The sequence below is a fragment of the Streptomyces sp. NPDC001406 genome (genome assembly GCF_042895285.1).
In the GTDB taxonomy this organism is placed as follows: domain Bacteria; phylum Actinomycetota; class Actinomycetes; order Streptomycetales; family Streptomycetaceae; genus Streptomyces.
In genome coordinates this window covers 312,679-334,223 of record NZ_JBIAWG010000003.1, presented here as the reverse complement: position 1 = coordinate 334,223, position 21,545 = coordinate 312,679, and the positions used below count along the sequence as shown (strand labels likewise).

Below are 21,545 nucleotides of genomic sequence, written 5' to 3'. Positions count from 1 at the left end.
CGCATACGACGAGGCCCGCGCCCCTTCTCCGGGCGCGGGCCTCGTCGTACGTCCCGGGCGGTTCAGCCCTTGCCGGCCTTCTTCTCCTCGCTGTCCGCGATGACGGCCTCGGCCACCTGCTGCATGGACATCCGGCGGTCCATGGAGGTCTTCTGGATCCACCGGAAGGCCGCCGGCTCGGTCAGCCCGTACTCGGTCTGGAGGACGGACTTCGCCCGGTCGACGAGCTTGCGGGTCTCCAGCCGCTGGGTGAGGTCGGCGACCTCCCGCTCCAGCTGCTTCAGTTCGGTGAAGCGGGAGACGGCCATCTCGATGGCCGGCACGACATCGCTCTTGCTGAACGGCTTCACCAGGTAGGCCATGGCGCCGGCGTCACGGGCCCGCTCGACGAGGTCGCGCTGCGAGAAGGCGGTGAGCATGAGGACCGGTGCGATGGACTCCTCGGCGATCTTCTCCGCCGCCGAGATGCCGTCCAGCTTGGGCATCTTCACATCGAGGATGACCAGGTCCGGCTGGTGCTCACGGGCGAGCTCCACGGCCTGCTCGCCGTCACCGGCCTCGCCGACGACGGTGTACCCCTCCTCCTCCAGCATCTCCTTGAGGTCGAGCCGGATCAGGGCCTCGTCCTCGGCGATGACGACTCGGGTCGTCAGCGGAGGCACGTGCGACTTGTCGTCGTCGGGCGCGTCTACGGGCTGGGGCGACTCGGGGGTCACGGGGGCTCCTCGTTCAGGGCGGAGGTACTGCTGACAAGAGCCTACCTAGCTGCGCTTCTCATCGGTGACCCGGTAGACTCCTCCGGGGTCGCCGAGCCGGGTTGGCGCAACTGGTTGACGCGGAGGTCTCAAACACCTCTGTCCGCAAGGACGTGTGGGTTCGAATCCCATACCCGGCACCCGTAAGCGGAGGATCACGTTACGCGTGATCCTCCGCTTTTTGCTGCATGCGGCCACGATGGTGACACAGAGTGTCGGCATGAATCGGCACAGCCCTTCGAGGGGCCCTCCGCCCGCTACCTGGGGCTGTCGTCCTCGCCGATGTGGTGGACGCGGACCATGTTGGTCGAGCCGGAGACGCCGGGCGGGGAGCCGGCCGTGATGACCACGATGTCGCCCTTCTGGCACCGGCCGTACTTCAGGAGGAGTTCGTCCACCTGGTCGACCATCGCGTCCGTCGAGCCGACGTGCGGGCCGAGGAAGGTCTCGACGCCCCAGGTGAGGCTGAGCTGTGAGCGGGTGGCCTGCTCGGGGGTGAAGGCCAGCAGCGGAATGGGCGAGCGGTAGCGGGACAGGCGGCGCGCGGTGTCGCCGGACTCGGTGAAGGCGACCAGGAACTTCGCGCTGAGGAAGTCGCCCATCTCGGCCGCGGCCCGGGCGACCGCGCCGCCCTGGGTACGGGGCTTGTTCCGCTCGGTCAGCGGCGAGAGGCCCTTGGCCAGGATGTCCTCCTCGGCCGCCTCGACGATACGGGCCATGGTGCGCACCGTCTCCACGGCGTACTTGCCGACGCTCGTCTCGCCGGACAGCATCACCGCGTCCGTGCCGTCGATGACCGCGTTGGCGACGTCGGAGGCCTCCGCGCGGGTCGGGCGCGCGTTGTCGATCATGGAGTCGAGCATCTGCGTCGCCACGATGACCGGCTTGGCATTGCGCTTGGCCAGCTTGATGGCGCGCTTCTGGACGATCGGGACCTGCTCCAGAGGCATCTCCACGCCCAGATCGCCACGGGCCACCATGAGGCCGTCGAAGGCGGCGACGATGTCGTCGATCGCCTCGACCGCCTGCGGCTTCTCCACCTTGGCGATCACCGGGAGCCGGCGGCCCTCCTCGTCCATGATGCGGTGGACGTCCTCGACGTCCTTGCCGCTGCGGACGAAGGACAGCGCGATGACGTCGCAGCCGGTGCGCAGCGCCCAGCGGAGGTCGGCCTCGTCCTTCTCGGAGAGCGCCGGGACGGAGACGGCGACGCCGGGCAGGTTCAGGCCCTTGTGGTCGGAGACCATGCCGCCCTCGACCACGACGGTGTGCACGCGCGGGCCGTCGACGGAGGTGACTTCGAGGCAGACCTTGCCGTCGTCGACGAGGACGCGCTCACCCGGAGTGACGTCGGCGGCGAGCCCGGAGTAGGTGGTGCCGCACTGGTTGCGGTCCCCCTCGGCGCCCGGTTCCACGGTGATGACGAAGGAGTCGCCGCGTTCAAGGAGTACGGGTCCTTCGGCGAATCGGCCGAGCCGGATCTTCGGACCCTGAAGGTCCGCGAGGACTCCGACACTGCGGCCGGACTCGTCGGCCGCCTTTCGCACGCGCTGGTAACGCTCCTCGTGCTCGGCGTAGCTGCCGTGGCTGAGATTGAGTCGGGCGACGTCCATTCCGGCCTCGACCAGTGCCTTGATCTGGTCGTACGAGTCGGTGGCGGGCCCCAGAGTACAAACGATCTTTGCTCGGCGCATGAATCGAGCCTAGGCCTTACCCGTCGGTAGAGAATTCGCCGGGGGTGACCACTCAACAACCTTTGCGTGAAGCCTCATTGACAAGTGTTGAATTGTGCGCGCCGGCGCTCCGATGAGCATATGGAGCGCCGTGGCACTTTCTGAGCAGAGGCGTTCCGCTTTTCCTCACAGGCGCGGCGGCGTCATCGTGAAACGGGCGTTCACCTGGGCATAGACGTGTTGGCATTGGGGTTCGAGGTCCAGGGGGGCCGCCGTGTCCTCCGCCGCCGCGGCGAAGGCCATGGAGCGGGTTCGGCCGGCGGCCTGGGGGGCGTAGGGCTCCGCCTTCTCCGCGCCGATGTCGGCGAGCTCCACCAGCGCGGCCAGTGTGGTGCCGAGCGCCTCCGCGTACTCGCGGGCGCGCTGGACCGCCTCGCGCACCGCCTGCTGGCGGGCCTGACGGTGCACCGGCGAGTCGGGGCGCAGGGCCCACCACGGGCCGTCGACCCGGGTCAGCTCCAAGTCGGCCAGACGCATGGTGAGTTCGCCGAGGGCGGTGAAGTCGGAGAGTTCCACGGTGACATGAACGCGGCCGTGGTAGGTGCGCACGCGCTCGCTCCGGCCGTGCGAGGACAGTTCCGGGGTGATGGAGAAGAAGCCGGTCTCCAGGCGCTCCACGGCCTCGCCGTAGGACTTCACGAGGTCGAGGACGGCGGCGTTGCGGCGGGTGAGGTCGTCCAGGGCGGAACGCCGGTCCCGTCCCCGCGCGTTGACGGTGACCCCGATGCGGGCGATCTCGGGGGCGACTTCGAGATGGGCCTCGCCGCGGACGGCGATGCGGGGGGCGTCGGCGGTGCCGTACGGAGCGGTCATACGCCCCACTCTGTCATGTCTTAGCTGTTTGGTGGCAACGGAGTTCACCGATGAGGTCACCAGATCGCAACCTCCCGGACCTGTTGCCGTCAGTCTTGGCCGGGCCAGAATCTACGCGCGTTGTTGACCGTTTCCCTAGGAGATCCAGACATGCCGTTGAACCGTCGGAAGTTCCTGAAGAAGTCCGCCGCGACCGGAGCGGGCGTGGCGATCGCCGGTGCGGCGGCGGCTCCGGCCGCGCAGGCTGCGGAGATTGGGGCGGCGGCGAAGCCGGCGAAGCGCTACTCCTTGACCGTCATGGGCACCACCGACCTGCACGGTCACGTCTTCAACTGGGACTACTTCAAGAACGCGGAGTACACGGACAAGGCGGGCAACGCGCAGGGCCTGTCCCGTATCTCCACCCTGGTGAACCGGATCCGCGCCGAGAAGGGCCACTGCAACACGCTGCTGCTGGACGCGGGCGACACGATCCAGGGCACCCCGCTCACGTACTACTACGCCAAGGTCGACCCGATCACGGCCAAGGGCGGTCCGGTGCACCCGATGGCGCAGGCGATGAACGCCATCGGCTACGACGCCGCGGCGCTCGGCAACCACGAGTTCAACTACGGCATCGAGACGCTGCGCAAGTTCGAGGAGCAGTGTCACTTCCCGCTGCTCGGCGCCAACGCCGTGGACGCGAAGTCGCTGAAGCCCGCCTTCCCGCCCTACTTCATCAAGAAGTTCCAGGTACCGGGCGCCCCGCCGGTCAAGGTCGCCGTCCTCGGTCTGACCAACCCGGGCATCGCGATCTGGGACAAGGCCTACGTCCAGGGCAAGCTGGCCTTCCCGGGCCTGGAGGAGCAGGCCGCGAAGTGGGTGCCGAAGCTGCGGGCGATGGGCGCGGACGTGGTTGTCGTGTCGGCGCACTCCGGCTCGTCCGGCACCTCGTCGTACGGTGACCAGCTGCCGTACGTCGAGAACTCGGCGGCGCTGGTCGCCCAACAGGTGCCCGGCATCGACGCGATCCTCGTCGGCCATGCGCATCTGGAGATCCCGGAGCTGAAGGTCACCAACGCCAAGACCGGAAAGACGGTCGTGCTGTCGGAGCCGCTGGCGTTCGCCGAGCGCCTGTCCGTGTTCGACATCGAGCTGGTCTTCGGCAGGGGCAGGTGGACCGTCGAGTCCGTCTCCTCGAAGGTGCTCAACTCCAACACGGTCACCGACGACCCGAAGATCACCAAGCTGCTGACCGACGAGCACGCGAAGGTCGTCGAGTACGTCAACCAGGTCGTCGGCTCCGCGACCGAGACCCTGACCACGGTCGACGCCCGCTACAAGGACGCCCCGATCATCGACCTGATCACCAAGGTCCAGGAGGACGTGGTCAAGGCGGCGCTGGCGGGCACCGAGTACGCCGCGCTGCCGGTGGTCTCGCAGGCCTCGCCGTTCTCCCGCACCTCGGAGATCCCGGCCGGCAAGGTGACCATCCGCGACCTGTCGAGCCTGTACGTGTACGACAACACGCTGGTCGCCAAGCTGCTGACGGGCGCCCAGATCCGGGCGTACCTGGAGTACTCGGCCGAGTACTTCGTCCAGACGGCCGCCGACGCCGCCGTCGACGTCGAGAAGCTGACGAACGCCAACAACCGCCCGGACTACAACTACGACTACGTGTCGGGCTTCCAGTACGAGATCGACATCGCCCAGGCGGCCGGTTCGCGGATCAAGAACCTCACCTACAACGGTGCCGCGCTGGACGACGCCCAGCAGTTCGTGTTCGCGGTGAACAACTACCGCGCGAACGGCGGCGGCGCGTTCCCGAACGTCGCCTCGGCCAAGGAGCTGTGGTCGGAGTCGACGGAGATCCGGACCCGGATCGCGGAGTGGGTGACCGCGAAGGGTGTGCTGGACCCGAAGGACTTCGCGTCGGTGGACTGGAAGCTCACCCGCAACGGAACCCCGGTGTTCTAGGGCCTGTCCGGCAGGGCCGGGTCGGCGGCGTCGGCGGTCATCCGTGGCCCCGGCGCCGCCGGCGTACGCGCCGCCTCCTGCGCGTCCGGTGTCTCTCCTACCGGCTCTCCGCCAGCGGGGTCAGCGTCTTCCCGCGCCTGGCCTCGGGGACCCGCTCCGGCTGGTCGAGTCCGAACGTGGTGAACGCCGCGCGCGCGGGCAGCGGATACGGTTCCTTCCCGGTCAGGGAGTTGAGGATGACGGCGCTGCGCCAGGCGGCGAGGCCGAGGTCGGGGGCGCCGACTCCGTGGGTGTGGAGTTCGGCGTTCTGCACATAGGCCGTGCCGGTGACCGCGCGGTCGAGGACGAGCCGGAACCGCTCGTCGACACGCGGGCGTTCGCTGGCGTCGCGGCGCAGGTAGGGGTCGAGACCGGCCAGGATGCGGTCCAGGGGGCGCTCGCGGTAGCCGGTGGCGAGGACGACCGCGTCGGTGGTGAGCCGGGAGCGGCTGTTCTGCTGGACGTGCTCCAGATGGAGCTCGACCTTGGTGGTGGCGACGCGCCCCGCCGTACGGACCCGGACACCGGGGGTGAGGACGGCGTCGGGCCAGCCGCCGCGCAGGGTGCGGCGGTAGAGCTCGTCGTGGATCGCGGCGATGGTGTCGGCGTCGATGCCCTTGTGGAGCTGCCACTGGGAGGCCACGAGCCCGTCGCGGACGCCTTCCTCCAGGGCGTGGAAGTAGCGCGTGTAGTCGGGCGTGAAGTGCTCCAGGCCGAGCTTGGAGTACTCCATCGGCGCGAAGGCCTCCGTCCGGCCGATCCAGTGCAGCCGCTCGCGTCCGGCGGGGCGGTGGCGCAGCAGGTCGAGGAAGACCTCGGCGCCGGACTGTCCCGAGCCGACGACGGTGACATGGCCGGCGGCGAGGAAGGCGTCGCGGTGGTCGAGGTAGTCGGAGGCGTGGATGACGGGCGCGCCGGGGGCCTCGACGAGGGGCTTGAGGGGGTCGGGGACGTAGGGGGCGGTGCCGACGCCGAGGACGATGTTCTTCGTGTACGTACAGCCGGTGGCCTCGGCGTTCCCTTCGGCGTCGAGCCGGGTGAAGTCGACCTCGAAGGCGTCGCGTCCGGGGCTCCAGCGGACGGCGTCGACCTGGTGGGAGAAGCACAGCCCGGGGAGGTTCTCGGAGACCCAGCGGCAGTAGGAGTCGTACTCGGTGCGCTGGATGTGGAAGCGCTCGGCGAAGTAGAAGGGGAACAGCCGGTTGCGGGCCTTGAGGTAGTTGAGGAAGCTCCAGCGGCTGGCCGGGTCGGCGAGGGTCACCAGGTCGGCGAGGAACGGGACCTGGATGGTCGCGCCCTCGATGAGCAGGCCGGGGTGCCAGTCGAAGCCGGGGCGCTGCTCGTAGAAGACGGCGTCGAGTTCGGCGAGCGGGTGGGCGAGGGCGGCGAGGGAGAGGTTGAACGGTCCGATGCCGATGCCGACCAGGTCACGGGGTGCTTCTGGCTCGTGGTCCGGGGGGTGGGTCATCTGGTGGGGGTTCCTTCCACGAGTTTCAGCAGCTCGGCCGGCTCGTCCGGCCGGGTGTGGGGGTTCAGGAGGGTGGCCTTGAGCCAGAGGCGGCCGTCGAGGCGGGCCCGGCCGAGGACGGCGCGGCCCTCGTGCAGCAGGGTGCGGCGTACGCCGGCGACGGCTTCGTCGGTGGCCCCGGCGGGCCGGAACAGGACGGTGCTGATGACCGGCCGGTCGTACAGCTCGAAGGCGGGGTGCTCCTGGACGAGGGCCGCGAACTCCCTTGCCCGTGCGCAGACCTGGTCGACGAGGGCGCCGAGGCCGGTGCGGCCGAGGGTCCTGAGGGTGACGGCGATCTTGAGGACGTCGGGGCGGCGGGAGGTGCGCAGGGACCGGCCGAGCAGGTCGGGCAGGCCGGCCTCGGTGTCGTCGTCGGCGTTGAGGTAGTCGGCGTGCTGGTGCAGTACGGCCAGATCGCGGGGGCGCGAGACGGCGAGCAGGCCCGCGGCGACCGGCTGCCAGCCGAGTTTGTGCAGGTCGAGGGTGACGGTGTGGGCGGCCTCCAGCCCGGCGAGCTTCTCGCGGTGCCGTTCGCTGAAGACCAGTCCGCCGCCGTACGCCGCGTCGATGTGCAGACGGGCCCCGTGGGCGGCACAGAGGCCGGCGATCTCGGGCAGCGGGTCGATGAGACCGGCGTCCGTGGTACCGGCGGTGGCGGCGACCAGCACGGGGCGGGGGAAGCGGGTGAGGACCTCGTCCAGGGCGGCGGGGTCGAGGGTGCCGTTGGGGGCGGGGACGACCACCGGGTCGGGCAGGCCCAGCAGCCAGGCCGCGCGGGGCAGGGAGTGATGGGCGTTGGCGCCGCACACGAGCCGCACGCTTCCGCCGTGGGCCTCGCGGGCGAGCAGCAGGGCGAGCTGGTTGGACTCGGTGCCGCCGGTGGTGACGAGCGAGTCGGCCAGGCCGATCTCGTGGGCGAGCTCGCGGGTGACCAGGGCCTCCAGGGCGGAGGCGGCCGGTGCCTGGTCCCAGGAGTCCAGGGACGGGTTGAGGGCGCTTGCGGCGAGGTCGGCGGCGGTGGCGAGGGCGAGTGGCGGGCAGTGCAGATGCGCCGCGCAGAGCGGGTCGGCGGGGTCGGCGGCGCCCTCGGCGAAGACGCGGACGAGGGTGCGCAGCGCGTCGGGGTCGCCCTCGTCCGGCAGTACGTCCCCTACGGCTTCCGCGACGGCCGCGGCAACCGCCTCCGGCCCGCCCGCGGGCAGCGGTCCGCCACGGGCCCGCCCACCCTCCCGCAGGGCGTCGAGCACGGTGTCGATCAACGGCCGCAGGGCGTCGGGCCCTTCGGGGCCTGAGGCGAGGGGGTGCGGCGTGCTCATGAGCTCTCCTCCGGGGGCGCGGGGCAGGCGAACATCCATGTGGAGACTTCCAGCTTGTACGCCATCGGGCCGACGCGCCCGGAAAGTCCAACGATCGAAACCCGAAAGTGGGTACTCCCGTGCGGGGAAAGCGTGTTGGGGCTGCGGATGGTTGACGTGACCGCGATCGATACGCCCAGTGGGCAGACGCTGCCGCGGGAGCCGACCCCGACCGACGAGGCACGGCTGCCGGCCCTGTTCGTGACAGGGACGGGACTGCCGTCCGTGCCGGGTGAGGCGCAGAGCCTTCGCTACGCGCTGCCATCGGGCGCGGGCCCGCGAAGCCAAGCTGCTCCTGCTGGTGGAGCGGTCCGGCACCGTAATCGGCCTGCTGAACGCGAGACGGAACCACCCGGCACCGGGCGCGGTCTCAGTTGGCCTGTTCCTGCTGACGCCACGCGGGCCTGGCGGCAGGCGGGTCGCGGCCGGAGGGTTCGGCGGCTCGGTCACGGACCCGGGGCCGGGGCCGGCCCACGGACGTCCGGTGCGGGTCATCCAACAGGCGCGACCCGGCCACCCCCGGGGGGGGCCGTGGACGCGCGGTGGCGGGAGCCTGGTCTGCCGGATCTGGGCGCGGCGGATCAACGCACATCCGATGGCGGCGCAGCCCGCGCACCGGTTCAGGGCTCGCCCCGATGCGGAACGCCCTACACCACAGACCTGGGCACGCCCCGTCGCGCCGCGCACCGCGCATCGGATCAGGGCGCACCCGATGACAGACCCCCGCCTCACATCCGCGCACACCCGAGGGGCGGCGCACCCCACGCAGGAACAGCCCGCGCCCGAGGACAGGACACCCACACCACGGACCCGTACGCACCCCGTCGCGCCGCGCATCGGATCAGGGCGCACCCCATGACAGACCCCCCACCTCACATCCGCGCACACCCGAGGGGCGGCGCACCCCACGCAGGAACAGTCCGCGCCCGCGCCCGCGGGCAGGACACCCGCGCCACAGGCCTTCGCACCCCGACAGCGGCGCGCTCCGCTCGCCAGACCTGCGCACGCCCTATGGCGAGACTCCCGGCGCCTCAGACCTGTGCACGCCCCGGTGCGGCCCCGCGCACCGGATCACGGTGTTCGGAAGTCGGTCGCGTGGTCCTTGGACCATTGGGCGAAGGTGCGGGCCGGGGTGCCGGTGATGTCCTGGACCGTGGTGGTGATCTCCGGGGGTACGCCGACCGTGGCGGCGAAGCTCTGCAGGAGGGACCGTACGAACTCCGGTGGGGCGCCGGGGAACAGTTCGGGTCCCGCCTCCTCCGGCGGCACCTCGACGAACGTCAGATCGCGGCCGATCGCTCGGCCGATCGCGGCGATCTGGTCGGTGTTGGTGGTGGCCCCGGGGCCGGTGAGCCGGTGGGCCGCGCCCTCGTGACCGCCGTCGACGAGGGCGCGTTCGGCGACGGCGGCGATGTCGTCCTCGTGGATCGGCGCCGTGAGCATGTCCGCGAAGACGCCGCGGACGGTGTTCCCGGCCCGGATCTGCGGCGCCCACTGGAGTGCGTTGGTGGCGAACGCGTGGGGGCGCAGGAAGGTCCACTCCAGGCCGCTGTCGCGGACCTGCCGCTCGGCCGTGGCATGCATGACGTGGATGGGGTGCGTCTCGTCGGCACCCTCCTGGACGATCCCGGAGGAGAGCAGGACGACGTGCCGCACACCGGCCTTGCGGGCGGCGCCGAGCAGGGCCGGGGTCTGCGCGCCGGCCGCCTGGACGTAGAGGAAGAGCCCTGACGCTCCTTCGAAGAGCGCGTCGGGCTCGTCCAGGCGGAATTTCACCACCTGGGCCTTCCTGGGCAGCCGGGCCCGCTCCGGGTCGCGAGTGAGCGCCCGTACGGGCCGGTCCGCGGCGACGAGCCGGTCGACGAGAGCCCGGCCGACGTGGCCGGTGGCACCGGTGACTACGATCACTGGAATCCTCCTGGGGGGGGCGGAGTACTTCCTGACCAGTCGAACCTAGACAGACAACTCCCGCCCCCGCACCCGCAACGCCCGCGCCAGGTCGTCGAGTTCGTCGACGAGTCGGCGGCGCAGGGCCGTCACCGGGTCGGCGTCGCGCAGACAGGCCTCGCCCAGGGCGAGGTTCTCCGCGTCCACGGCGTAGGACGGGAAGGCGTACCGGCCGGTGGCGGTGGCGATGGCGGGTCCGCGGCGGGCGGCCATCGGGAGCGCGTCCGTGTAGTACCGCGCCACGTACTCCCGGACCAGGTCGGCCTGCTCGGGCTGCCAGAAGCCCTGGGCGGTGGCCGTGAAGAGGTAGTTGGACAGGTCGTCCGTGGCGAACATCGCGTCCCAGGCCGCGCGCTTGGTCTCGGGATCGGGCAGCGCGGCCCGGCAGCGGGCGGCGCCCTCCTGGCCGGTGGCGCTCGGGTCGCGCTCCAGCTCGGCGGCGATCGCGGCCTCGTCGGTGGCGCCGAGGACGGCGAGGCGGCCCAGGATGCGCCAGCGCAGCTCCGGGTCGAGCTCCGGCCCGCCGGGCACGGTGCCGTCGGCGAGCCAGGCGGCGATGGTGTCCGGGTGGGCGGCGACGTCGATGAAGTGGCGGACGGCGATCAGCCGCAGTCCGGGGTTGTCGCCGTCCTCGGTGCGCCGGATGAAGTCGCGGCACAGCGAGGAGAGGGTGGCCAGGGCCGCCGGGCGCTCCTCGGGGTCGAGGTAGCGGTCGGCGATGTACGTCGAGGCGAAGGCCAGCACGCCCTGGACGAGGGCCAGGTCCTTCTCGCGAGGAAGGTGGGCGCGCGCGGTCTCCAGGAACGCGGCGGGCGGGAGTTCCCCGTCGCGGACGGCGTCCCTGAGGGCGTTCCACACCACCGCGCGGGTGAGCGGCTCGGGCAGGCCGGACAGGCCCGTGCGGACCGCCTCGAAGGACCCGGCGTCGAACCGGACCTTGGCGTAGGTCAGGTCGCCGTCGTTGAGCAGGAGCAGCGCGGGGCGCTTGCCGATGGGCTGCGGGGCGGTCTGCGGGACGTCGAGGCCGATGCGCTCACGCAGGACGAGGCCGCCCTCGTCGGCGAGGTCGTGGTCGTACACCCCGACGCTGATGCGGTGCGGGCGGCTGCCGTCGCGGTTCACGGTGAGCGCGTACGTGCCGGTCTCGTCACCCGCGGTGACCACCGGGGTGAGCGTGTCGACGCCGGTGGTGCGCAGCCAGGCGTCCGCCCAGGCGTGGACGTCGCGGTCGGTGGCGGCGGACAGGGAGTCGATGAAGTCGGCGAGGGTGGCGTTGCCGAACCTGTGCCGGGCGAAGTGGATGTTGATGCCGGCGAGGAAGTCCTTCTCACCGAGCCAGGCCACCAGCTGGCGCAGCGCGGAGGCGCCCTTGGCGTAGGAGATGCCGTCGAAGTTGAGCAGCGCGGCGGCCGTGTCGTCGACGGCCTCGGGGGCGACGGGGTGCGTGGAGGGGCGCTGGTCGGCGTCGTAGCCCCAGGCCTTGCGGGCCACGCCGAAGTCGACCCAGGTGTCGGTGAAGCGGGTTGCCTCGATGGTGGTCTGGTAGCCCATGTACTCGGCGAAGGACTCGTTCAGCCAGATGTCGTCCCACCACTTGAGGGTGACGAGGTCACCGAACCACATGTGGGCCATCTCGTGGGCGATGACCATGGCGCGGGTCTGCCGCTCGGTGTCGGTGACGGCGGAGCGGTAGACGAACTCGTCGCGGAAGGTGACCAGGCCCGGGTTCTCCATGGCGCCCGCGTTGAACTCGGGGACGAAGGCCTGGTCGTAGGAGTCGAAGGGGTAGGGCTCCTCGAACTTCTCGTGGAACCGGTCGAAGCACGCGCGCGTGATGTCGAGGATCTCGTCGGCGTCCGCGTCGAGGTACGGCGCGAGGGAGCGGCGGCAGTGGATGCCGAAGGGCAGGCCGCGGTGCTCGGTGCGCACGGAGTGCCAGGGGCCGGCGGCGACGGCGACCAGGTACGTGGAGATCAGCGGGGTGGGTGCGGCCTGCCAGCGGCCCTCGCCCAGGTGCTCGGTGATGCCGTTGGCGAGGACGGTCCAGCCCTCGGGGGCCTTGACGGTCAGCTCGAAGACGGCCTTCAGGTCGGGCTGGTCGAAGGCGGCGAAGACGCGCTGCACGTCGTCCATGAACAGCTGCGTGTAGGCGTACGTCTCCCCGTCGGTGGGGTCGGTGAAGCGGTGCATGCCCTCCCCGGTGCGGGAGTAGCGCATGACGGCGTCGACGCGCAGCTCGTGCTCACCGGCGGTGAGGCCCTTCAGCGGCAGCCGGTCCTGGTCCAGGGTCTCCGGGTCCAGGGGCTGTCCGTCGAGGGTGACGGAGCGCAGCTCGGCGGGCTTGAGCTCGACGAACGTGTCCCCGGCGGTCCGCACGCCGAACCGGATCACGGTGCGCGAGTCGAAGGTCTCGTCCCCGGTGGTCAGGTCGAGTTCGATCGCGTAGCGGTGGACGTCGAGGAGCTGTGCTCGGATCTGCGCTTCGTCGCGCGTCAGTACGGACATGCAGGACATGCTGCCTGATGGCACTGACGGCGCACAGGGGCGGATCGGTACACGGCTTATGTCCGGTCCTGCGCCGGGGCGGTCAGGGAGGTGTCCCGCTGGGGCGGAACCCGGCTGCCGGGGCGGGCCGGCGCACGTCGCGGAGCGCTCTTTCCGCCCTCGGCGCGGCCCTCGACGCGGGCACGCAGTTCGCGGACCTCCCGCTCCAGGGCGAGGTTGCGCTGATGGGTGTCGTACAGGTAGCGCACCTTGGTGCGCAGGGCCCAGGGGTCGATGGGCTTGAGGACGAGGTCGGCGACGCCCAGCCCGAACGCGGTGGCGGTCAGTTCGTGGTCCGGGCCGAATCCGGTGAGCAGGACGACCGGTATGTGCTGGGTCTGCTCGACGCGGCGCATGTAACGCACCACGTCCAGACCGCTGACGCCCGGCATGCGCACATCCAGCAGCAGGAGGCCGACCCGGCCGCGGAGCACCTGTTTGAGCGCCTCGTCGCCGCTGGTGGCACGGCCGAGTTGGTAGCCCAGCGGGGCGAGGGCGCTCTCCAGCGCGTACAGCGTTTCCTTGTGGTCGTCGACGATGAGGATCTTGGCATCCGGCGGCATGGCCCAGGTCCCTCCCGTGTGGACAACCAGCGTACGACCCCGCACTGACACGGAGTGCTCGCCGGCTGACGAGGAGTGCACAGCGCAGCATGCCCCTCCTCGCCCCCGCTGTCACGACCCCCGCCGCGTCGGCCGAGGTCAGTTCGCTCCCGGCGCCTGTCCGTTGACGGTGTCCCCGGCGATTCGCTCGTGGTGTCTGATCACCTCGGCGATGATGAAATTGAGAAATTTCTCAGCGAACGCCGGGTCCAGCTTGGCGTTCTCGGCGAGGGTGCGCAGCCGGGCGATCTGCCGTGCCTCGCGGGCGGGATCGGCGGGCGGCAGTTGGTGGACGGCCTTGAGCCGGCCGACCTGCTGGGTGCACTTGAAGCGCTCGGCGAGCATGTGGACGACGGCCGCGTCGATGTTGTCGATGCTGTCGCGCAGGCGGTCGAGTTCCTCGCGCACCGCGGGGTCGACGTCACCGGTACCGGTGTGGCTGGTGGTCATGGATGTCAACCCTAAGGGGCGGACGGGTTCTCGATCACCGGCGGATCGTCGGGGTCGGGGTGCTCACCGAGGAGGACGACTTCGGCGCACACCCGCCTACAGTGGAGAGGAGTTCTGGGCGTCTTTGGGGGTCAGGGCGTGGCGAACGACGGACCGGTCGAGCACGGCTACCCGCATCTGGAGACGGTGCGGGCGGCCATCACCGCGCTGTACCAGCGCCTCTCGTACGACACCATCCAGACCTTCTCGGCCAGCGTGGCCCCCGCCGACGTGGCGTTCTGCGACACGGACGACCTGCATCTGGGCGCGCAGCGCGTGGCCCGCGAGATGATGCGGCACTTCCGGCTGCCGGATGCCCGGCTGATCGTCTGCTTCCGCGAGATGACGCATGCGGCGAACGTGGAACTCGCGGCGGGCCCGGAGTACTTCGTCGAGCTGAACGACCGGTTCCGCACCCATCGCAGGGACATCGGCGCGGCGCTCGCCCACGAGGTGATGCACGTCTATCTGCACCGTCTGGACCTGTCGTTCCCGGGCACCGCGCACAACGAGATCCTCACGGACACGGCGACGACGTACCTGGGGGCGGGCTGGCTGCTGCTGGACGCGTACCGGGAGGACACGGTGTCGTCCCAGAAGCTCGGGTATCTCACCCCGGAGGAGTTCGGCTACGTCCTGGCGAAGCGCTCCCTGGTCTTCGGCGAGGACCCTTCGGTGTGGTTCACCAGCCCGCAGGCCTACACGGCGTACACCAAGGGCATGGCCCAGGCCCGCCGCGACGAGCAGCAGCCCCCGCTGACCGCGGCCGGCTGGGCGGGCCGCCGCCGTTACGCCCACGACCGCCGTCACGCCCACGGTCCGCAGCCCGGGGTCCCGTACACCTTCACCCCCGACGGGGCCGGCGGCCACCTGCGCGTCTCGTTCCCCTGCCCCACCTGCCACCAGCGGATCAGGGTGCCGGTACGGGGGCGGGTCCGGGCGCGGTGCGGGCTGTGCCGGACGGTGCTGGAGTGCGACACGTAGGTGGCCGGCGTCGTCCGCCGCGGTGGGCGTTGCCGGGAAGCGGAAGGGGCGGAGCCCACCGGGCCCCGCCCCGAACCATCGCTCGCCTCACCCCTCGTGCCCCGCCACCGCCCGCCGCGGCACCGCCACGCACAACCCGGCACACACCAGGAACCCGCCGGCCACCCACGGCATCGCCGCGCCGAGGGCCTCGGTCATGCCCTCCCCCACATGGTCGAAGAACACCGTGCCGACCACCGCGGCGCCCAGCGCTCCACCGAACTGCTGAGCCGTGACCGTGGTCAGGTTTCTGACGGTCATGTCGGAGGCACAGCGCAAGGGTGCCGCCCGGCTGTCGTCGTAGGAGCGCCTACGCCCCGTAGACCCGCCCGGGAACCTCCGCCTCGGCGAGCAGTTTGCCTGCTGTCTCCCCCGCCTCGGCCGGTGTCCACAGCGCGCCCTTGTCGGCGGTGGGTCCCGGCCGCCAGCCCTCCATGACGGTGATCCGGCCGCCCTCCGCCTCGAAGACCCGGCCGGTGACACCGGCGCTCGCGGCGGAGCCCAGCCAGACCACCAGCGGGGACACGTTCGCCGGCGCCATGGCGTCGAAGCCGGAGTCGGGGGCCGCCATGGTCTCGGCGAAGGTGCTTTCGGTCATACGGGTGCGAGCCGCGGGGGCAACCGCGTTGACCTGGACGCCGTACCGGCCGAGTTCGGCCGCCGCGACCAGGGTCAGCCCGACGATCCCGGCCTTCGCGGCGCTGTAGTTCCCCTGCCCGACGGAGCCCAGCAGTCCGGCGCCGCTGCTGGTGTTGACGATCCGGGCCACCGGTGTCCGGCCCGCCTTGGCCTCGGCCCGCCAGTGCGCGGCGGCGTGCTTGAGGGGCAGGAAGTGGCCTTTGAGGTGGACGCGGAGCACGGCGTCCCAGTCGTCCTCGTCGAGGTTGACGAGCATGCGGTCGCGCAGGAAGCCGGCGTTGTTGACGAGTGTGTCGAGCCGGCCGTACGTCTCCAGGGCCGCCGCCACCAGGGATTGGGCCCCGGCGCTCGTGGCGATGTCGGCGCCGTGGGCGACGGCCTCGCCGCCCGCCGCGCGGATCTCCCCGACGACCCGGTGGGCCGGGCTGCCGGGCCCGGGTGCCCCGTCGAGCCCGACGCCCAGGTCGTTGACGACGACGCGGGCGCCCTCCGCGGCGAACGCGAGCGCGTGGGCCCGGCCCAGCCCCCGCCCGGCGCCGGTGACGACGACGACCCGTCCCGCGCAGATTCCGCTCATCTCACTCCTCCTTGTCGGCGGGCTTGTTGGCGGTCGCGGCGTCCAGGAAGGCCGGCCGCTCCCCTCCTCCGTGCACGAGCAGACTCGCCCCGCTGATGTACGCGGCCGCGTCGGAGGCGAGGAAGACGGCGGCCGCGCCGATGTCGGACGGAGCGGCCAGCCGTCCGAGCGGCACGGTGCCGGAGACCGCGGCGACGCCGTCCTCACCGCCGTAGTGGAGGTGGGACAGTTCGGTGCGGACCATGCCGACGACGAGGGTGTTGACGCGGACCTCCGGCGCCCACTCCACCGCCATGGAACGGGCCAGGTTCTCCAGCCCCGCCTTGGCCGCGCCGTAGGCCGCCGAGCCGGGTGAGGGGCGGCTGCCGCTGACGCTGCCGATCATCACGACCGAGCCCCGGGCCCGTCGGAGGTGGTCGTATGCCGCGAGGGAGGCCGTCAGCGGGGTGACGAGGTTCAGCTCGATCACCCGTGCGTGCCGCTCGGCGTCCGCGTCGGCCAGCCGCCGGTACGGGGTGCCGCCGGCGTTGTTGACGAGGACGTCAAGCCGGGGCAGCGCGTCGAAGAAGGCGTGTACGGCGGGCGGGTCGCGCAGGTCGAGGGGCGTGAACTCGACGCCGTCGAGGGGCACTTCGGGTGGTCTGCGGGCGCAGACGAGGACCCGGTCGCCGGTCTCGGCGAAGGCCCTCGCGAGCCCCGCGCCGACACCCCGGGTGCCGCCCGTGACGACGACGGTTCTGTCGCGCGGTGAGTTATCCACAGGGCCTCCCGCTCGTCTGCGCCGACTGCTAGCTTCGAAGCCTCACACCTAACAAATGTTTGGTGGAAAGGCAGCTGAGTGCGAAGGTAGCTGATGCGTCCATGGGTGTCTCCACCTCGTCCCCGGAAAAGGGGATTTCGCTCGTCACGGTCGACTTCCCACCGGTGAACGCGCTGCCGGTGGCCGGATGGTTCGCCCTGGCCGAGGCCGTGCGCGCGGCGGGCCGTGACCCGGAGGTCCGGTGCGTCGTGCTGGCCGCCGAGGGGCGGGGCTTCAACGCGGGCGTGGACATCAAGGAGATACAGGCGGACGGGCAGGCGGCGCTGATCGGCGCCAACCAGGGCTGCGCGGCGGCCTTCGCGGCGGTCTACGAGTGCGAGACGCCCGTGGTCGCGGCGGTGCAGGGGTTCTGTCTGGGCGGCGGAATAGGCCTGGTGGGGAACGCGGACGCGATCGTTGCGAGCGACGACGCCTCGTTCGGGCTGCCCGAGCTGGACCGGGGCGCGCTCGGTGCCGCCACGCATCTGGCCCGGCTGGTCCCGCAGCATCTGATGCGCGCGTTGTACTACACCTCGCGTACGGCGAGCGCGGCCGAGCTGCGTGCGCACGGCTCGGTGTGGCGGGTGGTGCCGCGCGAGGGCTTACGGGCGGCCGCGCTGGAGCTGGCGCGGGAGATCGCTGCCAAGGACGGGCGGCTGCTGCGCATGGCCAAGGCGGCCATCAACGGGATCGATCCGGTCGACGTGCGCCGCAGCTACCGCTTCGAACAGGGCTTCACCTTCGAGGCCAACCTCAGCGGGCTGGCCGACCGGGTCCGGGACACGTTCGGGAAGGAGGGCGCATAGGTGGGCGACAAGACGATGACCGCCGACGAGGTGGTCTCCCGCCTGGAGAGCGGCATGACCCTCGGCATCGGCGGCTGGGGGTCACGACGCAAGCCGATGGCCCTGGTCAGAGCACTGCTCCGAACCGGGATCGGCGATCTCACCGTCGTGTCGTACGGCGGCCCGGACGTCGGCATGCTGGCGGCGGCCGGACGCGTGCGCAAGCTGGTGACGGCCTTCGTCACCCTCGACTCGATCCCGCTCGAACCGCACTACCGCGCGGCGCGCGAGCGCGGGGCCTTCGAGCTGACGGAGGTCGACGAGGGGATGTTCATGTGGGGGCTGCAGGCGGCGGCGAACCGGCTGCCGTTCCTTCCGGTGCGGGCGGGGATCGGCTCCGACGTGATGCGGGTCAACCCCGGCCTGCGCACGGTCACTTCGCCGTACGAGGACGGGGAGACGTTCGTGGCGATGCCCGCCCTGCGGCTGGACGCGGCCCTGGTGCACGTCAACCGCGCCGACCAGCTGGGCAACGGGCAGTACCTGGGCCCGGATCCGTACTTCGACGACCTGTTCTGCGAGGCGGCGACTGCAGCCTATGTCTCGTGCGAACGGATCGTGGACACGGCCGAGTTGACGAAGGAGGCGGCCCCGCAGTCGCTGCTGCTCAAGCGGCACACGGTGACGGGCGTGGTGGAGGCGCCGAACGGCGCCCACTTCACCTCGTGCGCGCCCGACTACGGCAGGGACGAGAGCTTCCAGAAGGCGTACGCGTCCACTCCGTGGCCCGAGTTCGCCGAGCGGTTCCTCGGCGAAGACGAGCAGGCCTACGAGTCGGCGGTGCGGAACTGGCTCAGGGAGCAGGAGCGATGAGTGCAACCCGCGCCGAGTACTGCGTGATCGCCTGCGCCGAGGCCTGGCGCGGCTTTGGTGAGATCCTGGCGAGTCCGATGGGCGTGATCCCCTCGCTGGGGGCGCGGCTGGCCCGGCTGACCTTCGCGCCGGACCTGCTTCTGACCGACGGCGAGGCGACGCTCGTCCGCCCGGACGGGACACCCGAGGGCTGGCTTCCTTACCGGCAGCATCTGGCCCTGGTGGCCGGCGGGCGGCGGCACGTGATGATGGGCGCGAGCCAGATCGACCGATTCGGCAACCAGAACATCTCGTGCATCGGCGACTGGGCGCGGCCCGCGCGGCAACTGCTCGGCGTGCGGGGTGCTCCGCTCAACACGCTGAACAACCCGACGAGTTACTGGATCCCGAGACACTCGCGGCGGGTCTTCGTGGAGAAGGTCGACATGGTGTGCGGGGTGGGGTACGACCGTGCCGCCGAGCACCCGGACACGGCCCGCCATCACCGCATCGCGCGCGTGGTCTCCGACCTCGGCGTCTTCGACTTCGCCACGCCCGACCGCAGCATGCGGCTGGCCTCGCTGCATCCGGGGGTGGACGTCGAACAGGTGCGGGAGGCGACGGACTTCGCGCTCACCGTCCCGGACGAGGTGCCGTACACCCGTGAGCCCACCGAGCGGGAGCTGCGGCTGATCCGGGACGTGCTCGATCCCGGGGGCGCCCGCGCGCGTGAGGTGCCGGAGAGGGCGAGGGGCTGATGGAGACGGCGCTCACCCGGCTGGTCGGGGTCCGGCACCCGGTCGTGCAGACCGGGATGGGCTGGGTGGCGGGCCCGCGGCTGGTCTCTGCGGCGGCGAACGCGGGCGCGCTGGGCATCCTGGCGTCGGCGACGATGACCCTGGATCAGCTGCGCGGGGCGATACGCAAGGTCGGGTCGCGGACGGACGCGCCGTTCGGGGTGAACCTCCGGGCGGACGCGGGCGACGCCGGCGACCGGGTGCGCCTGATCATCGACGAGGGGGTGCGGGTGGCGTCCTTCGCGCTCGCCCCCTCCCGTGAGCTGATCGCCGAGCTCAAGGAGGCCGGGGTGGTCGTGATCCCGTCCGTCGGGGCGCGGCGGCATGCGGAGAAGGTCGCGGCCTGGGGCGCGGACGCGGTGATCGTGCAGGGTGGAGAGGGGGGCGGACACACCGGCGAGGTGGCGACGACCGTACTGCTGCCGCAGGTGGTGGACGCGGTGCGGATACCCGTGGTGGCGGCCGGTGGCTTCTTCGACGGCCGGGGCCTGGTCGCGGCGCTCGCGTACGGGGCGGCGGGGGTCGCGATGGGGACGCGGTTCCTGCTCACCTCGGACTCGACGGTGCCGGACGCGGTGAAGGCCAGGTACCTGGCGGCGACGGTCCGGGACGTCACCGTCACCACGGCGGTCGACGGTCTGCCGCACCGCATGCTGCGCACGGATCTGGTGGACTCCCTGGAGCGTTCCGGTCGCGCCCGCGCGCTGGTGCACGCCGTGCGCCGGGCGGACGGGTTCCGGAGGCTGTCGGGTCTCACCTGGCGGCGGATGGTCCGCGACGGGCTCGCCCTGAAGCACGGCAGGGAGCTGTCCTGGAGTCAGGTGCTGCTCGCCGCGAACACGCCGATGCTGCTGAAGTCCGCGATGCTGGACGGCCGTACGGACCTCGGGGTGATGGCGTCCGGGCAGGTCGCCGGAGTGATCGACGACCTGCCGTCGTGCGCGGAGCTGATGGAGCGGATCATGAAGGAGGCTCAGGAGGTGCGGGAGAGGCTCACAGCCGTTCGATGATCGTGACGTTGGCCCGGCCGCCGCCTCGCACATGGGCACCATCCCCGACGACCCCCTCGCACTGCTCGGCCCCAGGGGGCCTCCCAGGCTTCGGGAGCCTGCGCCGGACTCCGTCCGCCGAAGCGGGTGGCCGCCCTCGTCGCCGCTCGGGTCACACGCGTTCGATGATCGTCACGTTGGCCTGGCCGCCGCCCTCGCACATGGTCTGCAGGCCCAATCGGCCGCCGGTGCGCTCCAGTTCGTGCAGCAGGGTCGTCATCAGCCGGACGCCGGTGGCCCCCAGGGGGTGGCCGAGGGCGATCGCGCCGCCGTTGACGTTGACCTTCTCCGGGTCGGCGCCGGTCTCCTTCAGCCAGGCCAGCACGACGGGCGCGAAGGCCTCGTTGATCTCGACGAGGTCGATGTCGTCGATGGTGAGTCCGGTCTTCTTCAGGGCGTGCGCGGTGGCCGGGATGGGGGCGGAGAGCATACGGATGGGGTCCTCGCCGCGCACGGAGAGGTGGTGCACACGGGCCCGCGGGCGCAGCCCGTGCTCGCGCACCGCCCGCTCCGAGGCCAGCAGCATGGCCGCCGCGCCGTCGGAGACCTGCGAGGAGCAGGCGGCGGTGATGGTGCCGCCGTCGATCACGGGCTTCAGCGCGGCCATCTTCTCCAGGGAGGTGTCCCGGCGCGGGCCCTCGTCGGCGGTGACGTCCCCGTGGGGGACGAGTTCGCGGTCGAAGCGGCCCTCGTCGATCGCCCGCACCGCCCGCCGGTGCGAGCGCAGGGCGAACTCCTCCTGGTCCTGCCTGCTGATCCCCCACTTGGCGGCGATCGTCTCGGCGCCGGTGAACTGGTTGACGGGCTGCCTGCCGTAGCGGGCCCGCCAGCCCTCGCTGCCCAGGAAGGGGCCCTCGGTCAGGCCGAGCGGCTCGGCGGCCTGCCGGGAGGCGAAGGCGATGGGGATCTGCGACATGTTCTGGACACCGCCGGCGACCACCAGGTCCTGGGTGCCGGACAGCACGGCCTGCGCGGCGAAGTGCACGGCCTGCTGCGAGGAGCCGCACTGCCGGTCCACGGTCACACCGGGCACCTCCTCGGGCAGCCCGGCCGCCAGCCAGCAGGTCCGGGCGATGTCCCCGGCCTGCGGTCCGACCGTGTCCAGACAGCCGAACACGACGTCCTCCACGGCACCCGGGTCCACGCCGGCACGCGCGACGAGTTCCTTGAGGACATGGGCGCCCAGGTCGGCCGGGTGGACTGCGCTCAGTCCACCGCCACGCCGTCCGACGGGCGTGCGGACCGCTTCGACCATGTAGGCCTCGGACATGACAACTCCCC

General features: G+C 71.5%; 19 protein-coding genes and 1 tRNA gene. 7 read left to right on the top strand and 13 right to left on the bottom strand.

Annotation, left to right across the window (positions count from 1 at the left end; genetic code table 11):
- Positions 1 to 62: 62 nt before the first annotated feature.
- On the bottom strand, positions 63 to 716 hold the full coding sequence (locus ACFY1J_RS08885; protein WP_390709071.1) for an ANTAR domain-containing response regulator: 654 nt from the start codon (positions 714 to 716) through the stop codon (positions 63 to 65).
- Positions 717 to 811: 95 nt separating this feature from the next.
- Here ACFY1J_RS08885 and ACFY1J_RS08880 point away from each other — a divergent pair.
- Positions 812 to 895: transfer RNA gene (locus ACFY1J_RS08880), tRNA-Leu, on the top strand.
- A gap of 117 nt (positions 896 to 1,012) precedes the next feature.
- Here the strand turns inward: ACFY1J_RS08880 and pyk are convergent.
- Together pyk and ACFY1J_RS08870 are read right to left on the bottom strand one after the other, a co-directional pair.
- Positions 1,013 to 2,449 (bottom strand): pyruvate kinase, encoded by a 1,437-nt coding sequence (pyk, locus tag ACFY1J_RS08875; RefSeq protein ID WP_390709072.1) that lies wholly within the window; start codon positions 2,447 to 2,449, stop codon positions 1,013 to 1,015.
- Positions 2,450 to 2,614: 165 nt separating this feature from the next.
- Positions 2,615 to 3,301 (bottom strand): SIMPL domain-containing protein, encoded by a 687-nt coding sequence (locus ACFY1J_RS08870; RefSeq protein WP_390730935.1) that lies wholly within the window; start codon positions 3,299 to 3,301, stop codon positions 2,615 to 2,617.
- A 150-nt stretch (positions 3,302 to 3,451) separates the two neighbouring features.
- On the opposite strand from ACFY1J_RS08870, the gene ACFY1J_RS08865 reads away from it, so the two are divergent.
- Positions 3,452 to 5,257, top strand: coding sequence for a bifunctional metallophosphatase/5'-nucleotidase (locus ACFY1J_RS08865; protein ID WP_390730934.1), 1,806 nt, complete (start codon positions 3,452 to 3,454; stop codon positions 5,255 to 5,257).
- A gap of 97 nt (positions 5,258 to 5,354) precedes the next feature.
- Here ACFY1J_RS08865 and ACFY1J_RS08860 read toward each other — a convergent pair whose 3' ends face one another.
- From ACFY1J_RS08860 to ACFY1J_RS08835, 6 genes are all read right to left on the bottom strand, one after another.
- Positions 5,355 to 6,764 carry a lysine N(6)-hydroxylase/L-ornithine N(5)-oxygenase family protein gene (locus tag ACFY1J_RS08860; RefSeq protein WP_390730933.1) on the bottom strand — a complete coding sequence of 470 codons (1,410 nt, stop codon included), beginning with the start codon at positions 6,762 to 6,764 and terminating at the stop codon, positions 5,355 to 5,357.
- Positions 6,761 to 8,122 carry a pyridoxal phosphate-dependent decarboxylase family protein gene (locus ACFY1J_RS08855; RefSeq protein ID WP_390709076.1) on the bottom strand — a complete coding sequence of 454 codons (1,362 nt, stop codon included), beginning with the start codon at positions 8,120 to 8,122 and terminating at the stop codon, positions 6,761 to 6,763. The genes ACFY1J_RS08860 and ACFY1J_RS08855 overlap by 4 nt, the downstream gene beginning before the upstream one ends.
- Positions 8,123 to 9,232: 1,110 nt before the next feature.
- The gene (locus tag ACFY1J_RS08850; protein ID WP_390730932.1) at positions 9,233 to 10,069 is read right to left on the bottom strand and encodes an NAD(P)H-binding protein; all 837 of its coding nucleotides are present in this window, start codon (positions 10,067 to 10,069) and stop codon (positions 9,233 to 9,235) included.
- A gap of 45 nt (positions 10,070 to 10,114) precedes the next feature.
- Positions 10,115 to 12,613 carry an aminopeptidase N gene (gene pepN, locus ACFY1J_RS08845; protein ID WP_390730931.1) on the bottom strand — a complete coding sequence of 833 codons (2,499 nt, stop codon included), beginning with the start codon at positions 12,611 to 12,613 and terminating at the stop codon, positions 10,115 to 10,117.
- 56 nt (positions 12,614 to 12,669) lie between these two features.
- Positions 12,670 to 13,215 (bottom strand): two-component system response regulator, encoded by a 546-nt coding sequence (locus ACFY1J_RS08840; RefSeq protein ID WP_390709079.1) that lies wholly within the window; start codon positions 13,213 to 13,215, stop codon positions 12,670 to 12,672.
- A gap of 138 nt (positions 13,216 to 13,353) precedes the next feature.
- Positions 13,354 to 13,704, bottom strand: coding sequence for a chorismate mutase (locus ACFY1J_RS08835; RefSeq protein ID WP_363297136.1), 351 nt, complete (start codon positions 13,702 to 13,704; stop codon positions 13,354 to 13,356).
- Between the two features lie 138 nt (positions 13,705 to 13,842).
- On the opposite strand from ACFY1J_RS08835, the gene ACFY1J_RS08830 reads away from it, so the two are divergent.
- Positions 13,843 to 14,727, top strand: coding sequence for a hypothetical protein (locus tag ACFY1J_RS08830; RefSeq protein WP_390709080.1), 885 nt, complete (start codon positions 13,843 to 13,845; stop codon positions 14,725 to 14,727).
- Positions 14,728 to 14,814: 87 nt separating this feature from the next.
- Here the strand turns inward: ACFY1J_RS08830 and ACFY1J_RS08825 are convergent, their stop codons facing one another.
- Genes ACFY1J_RS08825 through ACFY1J_RS08815 form a run of 3 tightly spaced genes read right to left on the bottom strand, consistent with a single transcriptional unit; the run spans position 14,815 to position 16,742 of the window.
- Positions 14,815 to 15,027, bottom strand: a complete 213-nt coding sequence (locus ACFY1J_RS08825; RefSeq protein ID WP_390730930.1) for a hypothetical protein — start codon at positions 15,025 to 15,027, stop codon at positions 14,815 to 14,817.
- A 49-nt stretch (positions 15,028 to 15,076) separates the two neighbouring features.
- Positions 15,077 to 15,982, bottom strand: a complete 906-nt coding sequence (locus ACFY1J_RS08820) for an SDR family oxidoreductase (RefSeq protein WP_390730929.1) — start codon at positions 15,980 to 15,982, stop codon at positions 15,077 to 15,079.
- Position 15,983: 1 nt separating this feature from the next.
- On the bottom strand, positions 15,984 to 16,742 hold the full coding sequence (locus ACFY1J_RS08815; RefSeq protein ID WP_390709083.1) for an SDR family oxidoreductase: 759 nt from the start codon (positions 16,740 to 16,742) through the stop codon (positions 15,984 to 15,986).
- 101 nt (positions 16,743 to 16,843) lie between these two features.
- On the opposite strand from ACFY1J_RS08815, the gene ACFY1J_RS08810 reads away from it, so the two are divergent.
- Genes ACFY1J_RS08810 through ACFY1J_RS08795 form a run of 4 tightly spaced genes read left to right on the top strand, consistent with a single transcriptional unit; the run spans position 16,844 to position 20,225 of the window.
- Positions 16,844 to 17,587 (top strand): enoyl-CoA hydratase family protein, encoded by a 744-nt coding sequence (locus ACFY1J_RS08810; RefSeq protein WP_390709084.1) that lies wholly within the window; start codon positions 16,844 to 16,846, stop codon positions 17,585 to 17,587.
- Complete coding sequence (locus ACFY1J_RS08805) at positions 17,588 to 18,439, top strand: CoA transferase subunit A (RefSeq protein ID WP_390730928.1); 852 nt, start codon at positions 17,588 to 17,590, stop codon at positions 18,437 to 18,439. It begins immediately after the preceding gene.
- Positions 18,436 to 19,176: a CoA-transferase subunit beta gene (locus ACFY1J_RS08800; RefSeq protein WP_390730927.1), complete on the top strand. Its 741-nt coding sequence runs from the start codon at positions 18,436 to 18,438 to the stop codon at positions 19,174 to 19,176. The genes ACFY1J_RS08805 and ACFY1J_RS08800 overlap by 4 nt, the downstream gene beginning before the upstream one ends.
- Positions 19,176 to 20,225, top strand: a complete 1,050-nt coding sequence (locus tag ACFY1J_RS08795; protein WP_390730926.1) for an NAD(P)H-dependent flavin oxidoreductase — start codon at positions 19,176 to 19,178, stop codon at positions 20,223 to 20,225. Before ACFY1J_RS08800 ends, ACFY1J_RS08795 begins: the two co-directional genes overlap by 1 nt.
- Positions 20,226 to 20,376: 151 nt before the next feature.
- Here the strand turns inward: ACFY1J_RS08795 and ACFY1J_RS08790 are convergent, their stop codons facing one another.
- Positions 20,377 to 21,534: an acetyl-CoA C-acetyltransferase gene (locus tag ACFY1J_RS08790; protein ID WP_390730925.1), complete on the bottom strand. Its 1,158-nt coding sequence runs from the start codon at positions 21,532 to 21,534 to the stop codon at positions 20,377 to 20,379.
- Positions 21,535 to 21,545: the final 11 nt, after the last annotated feature.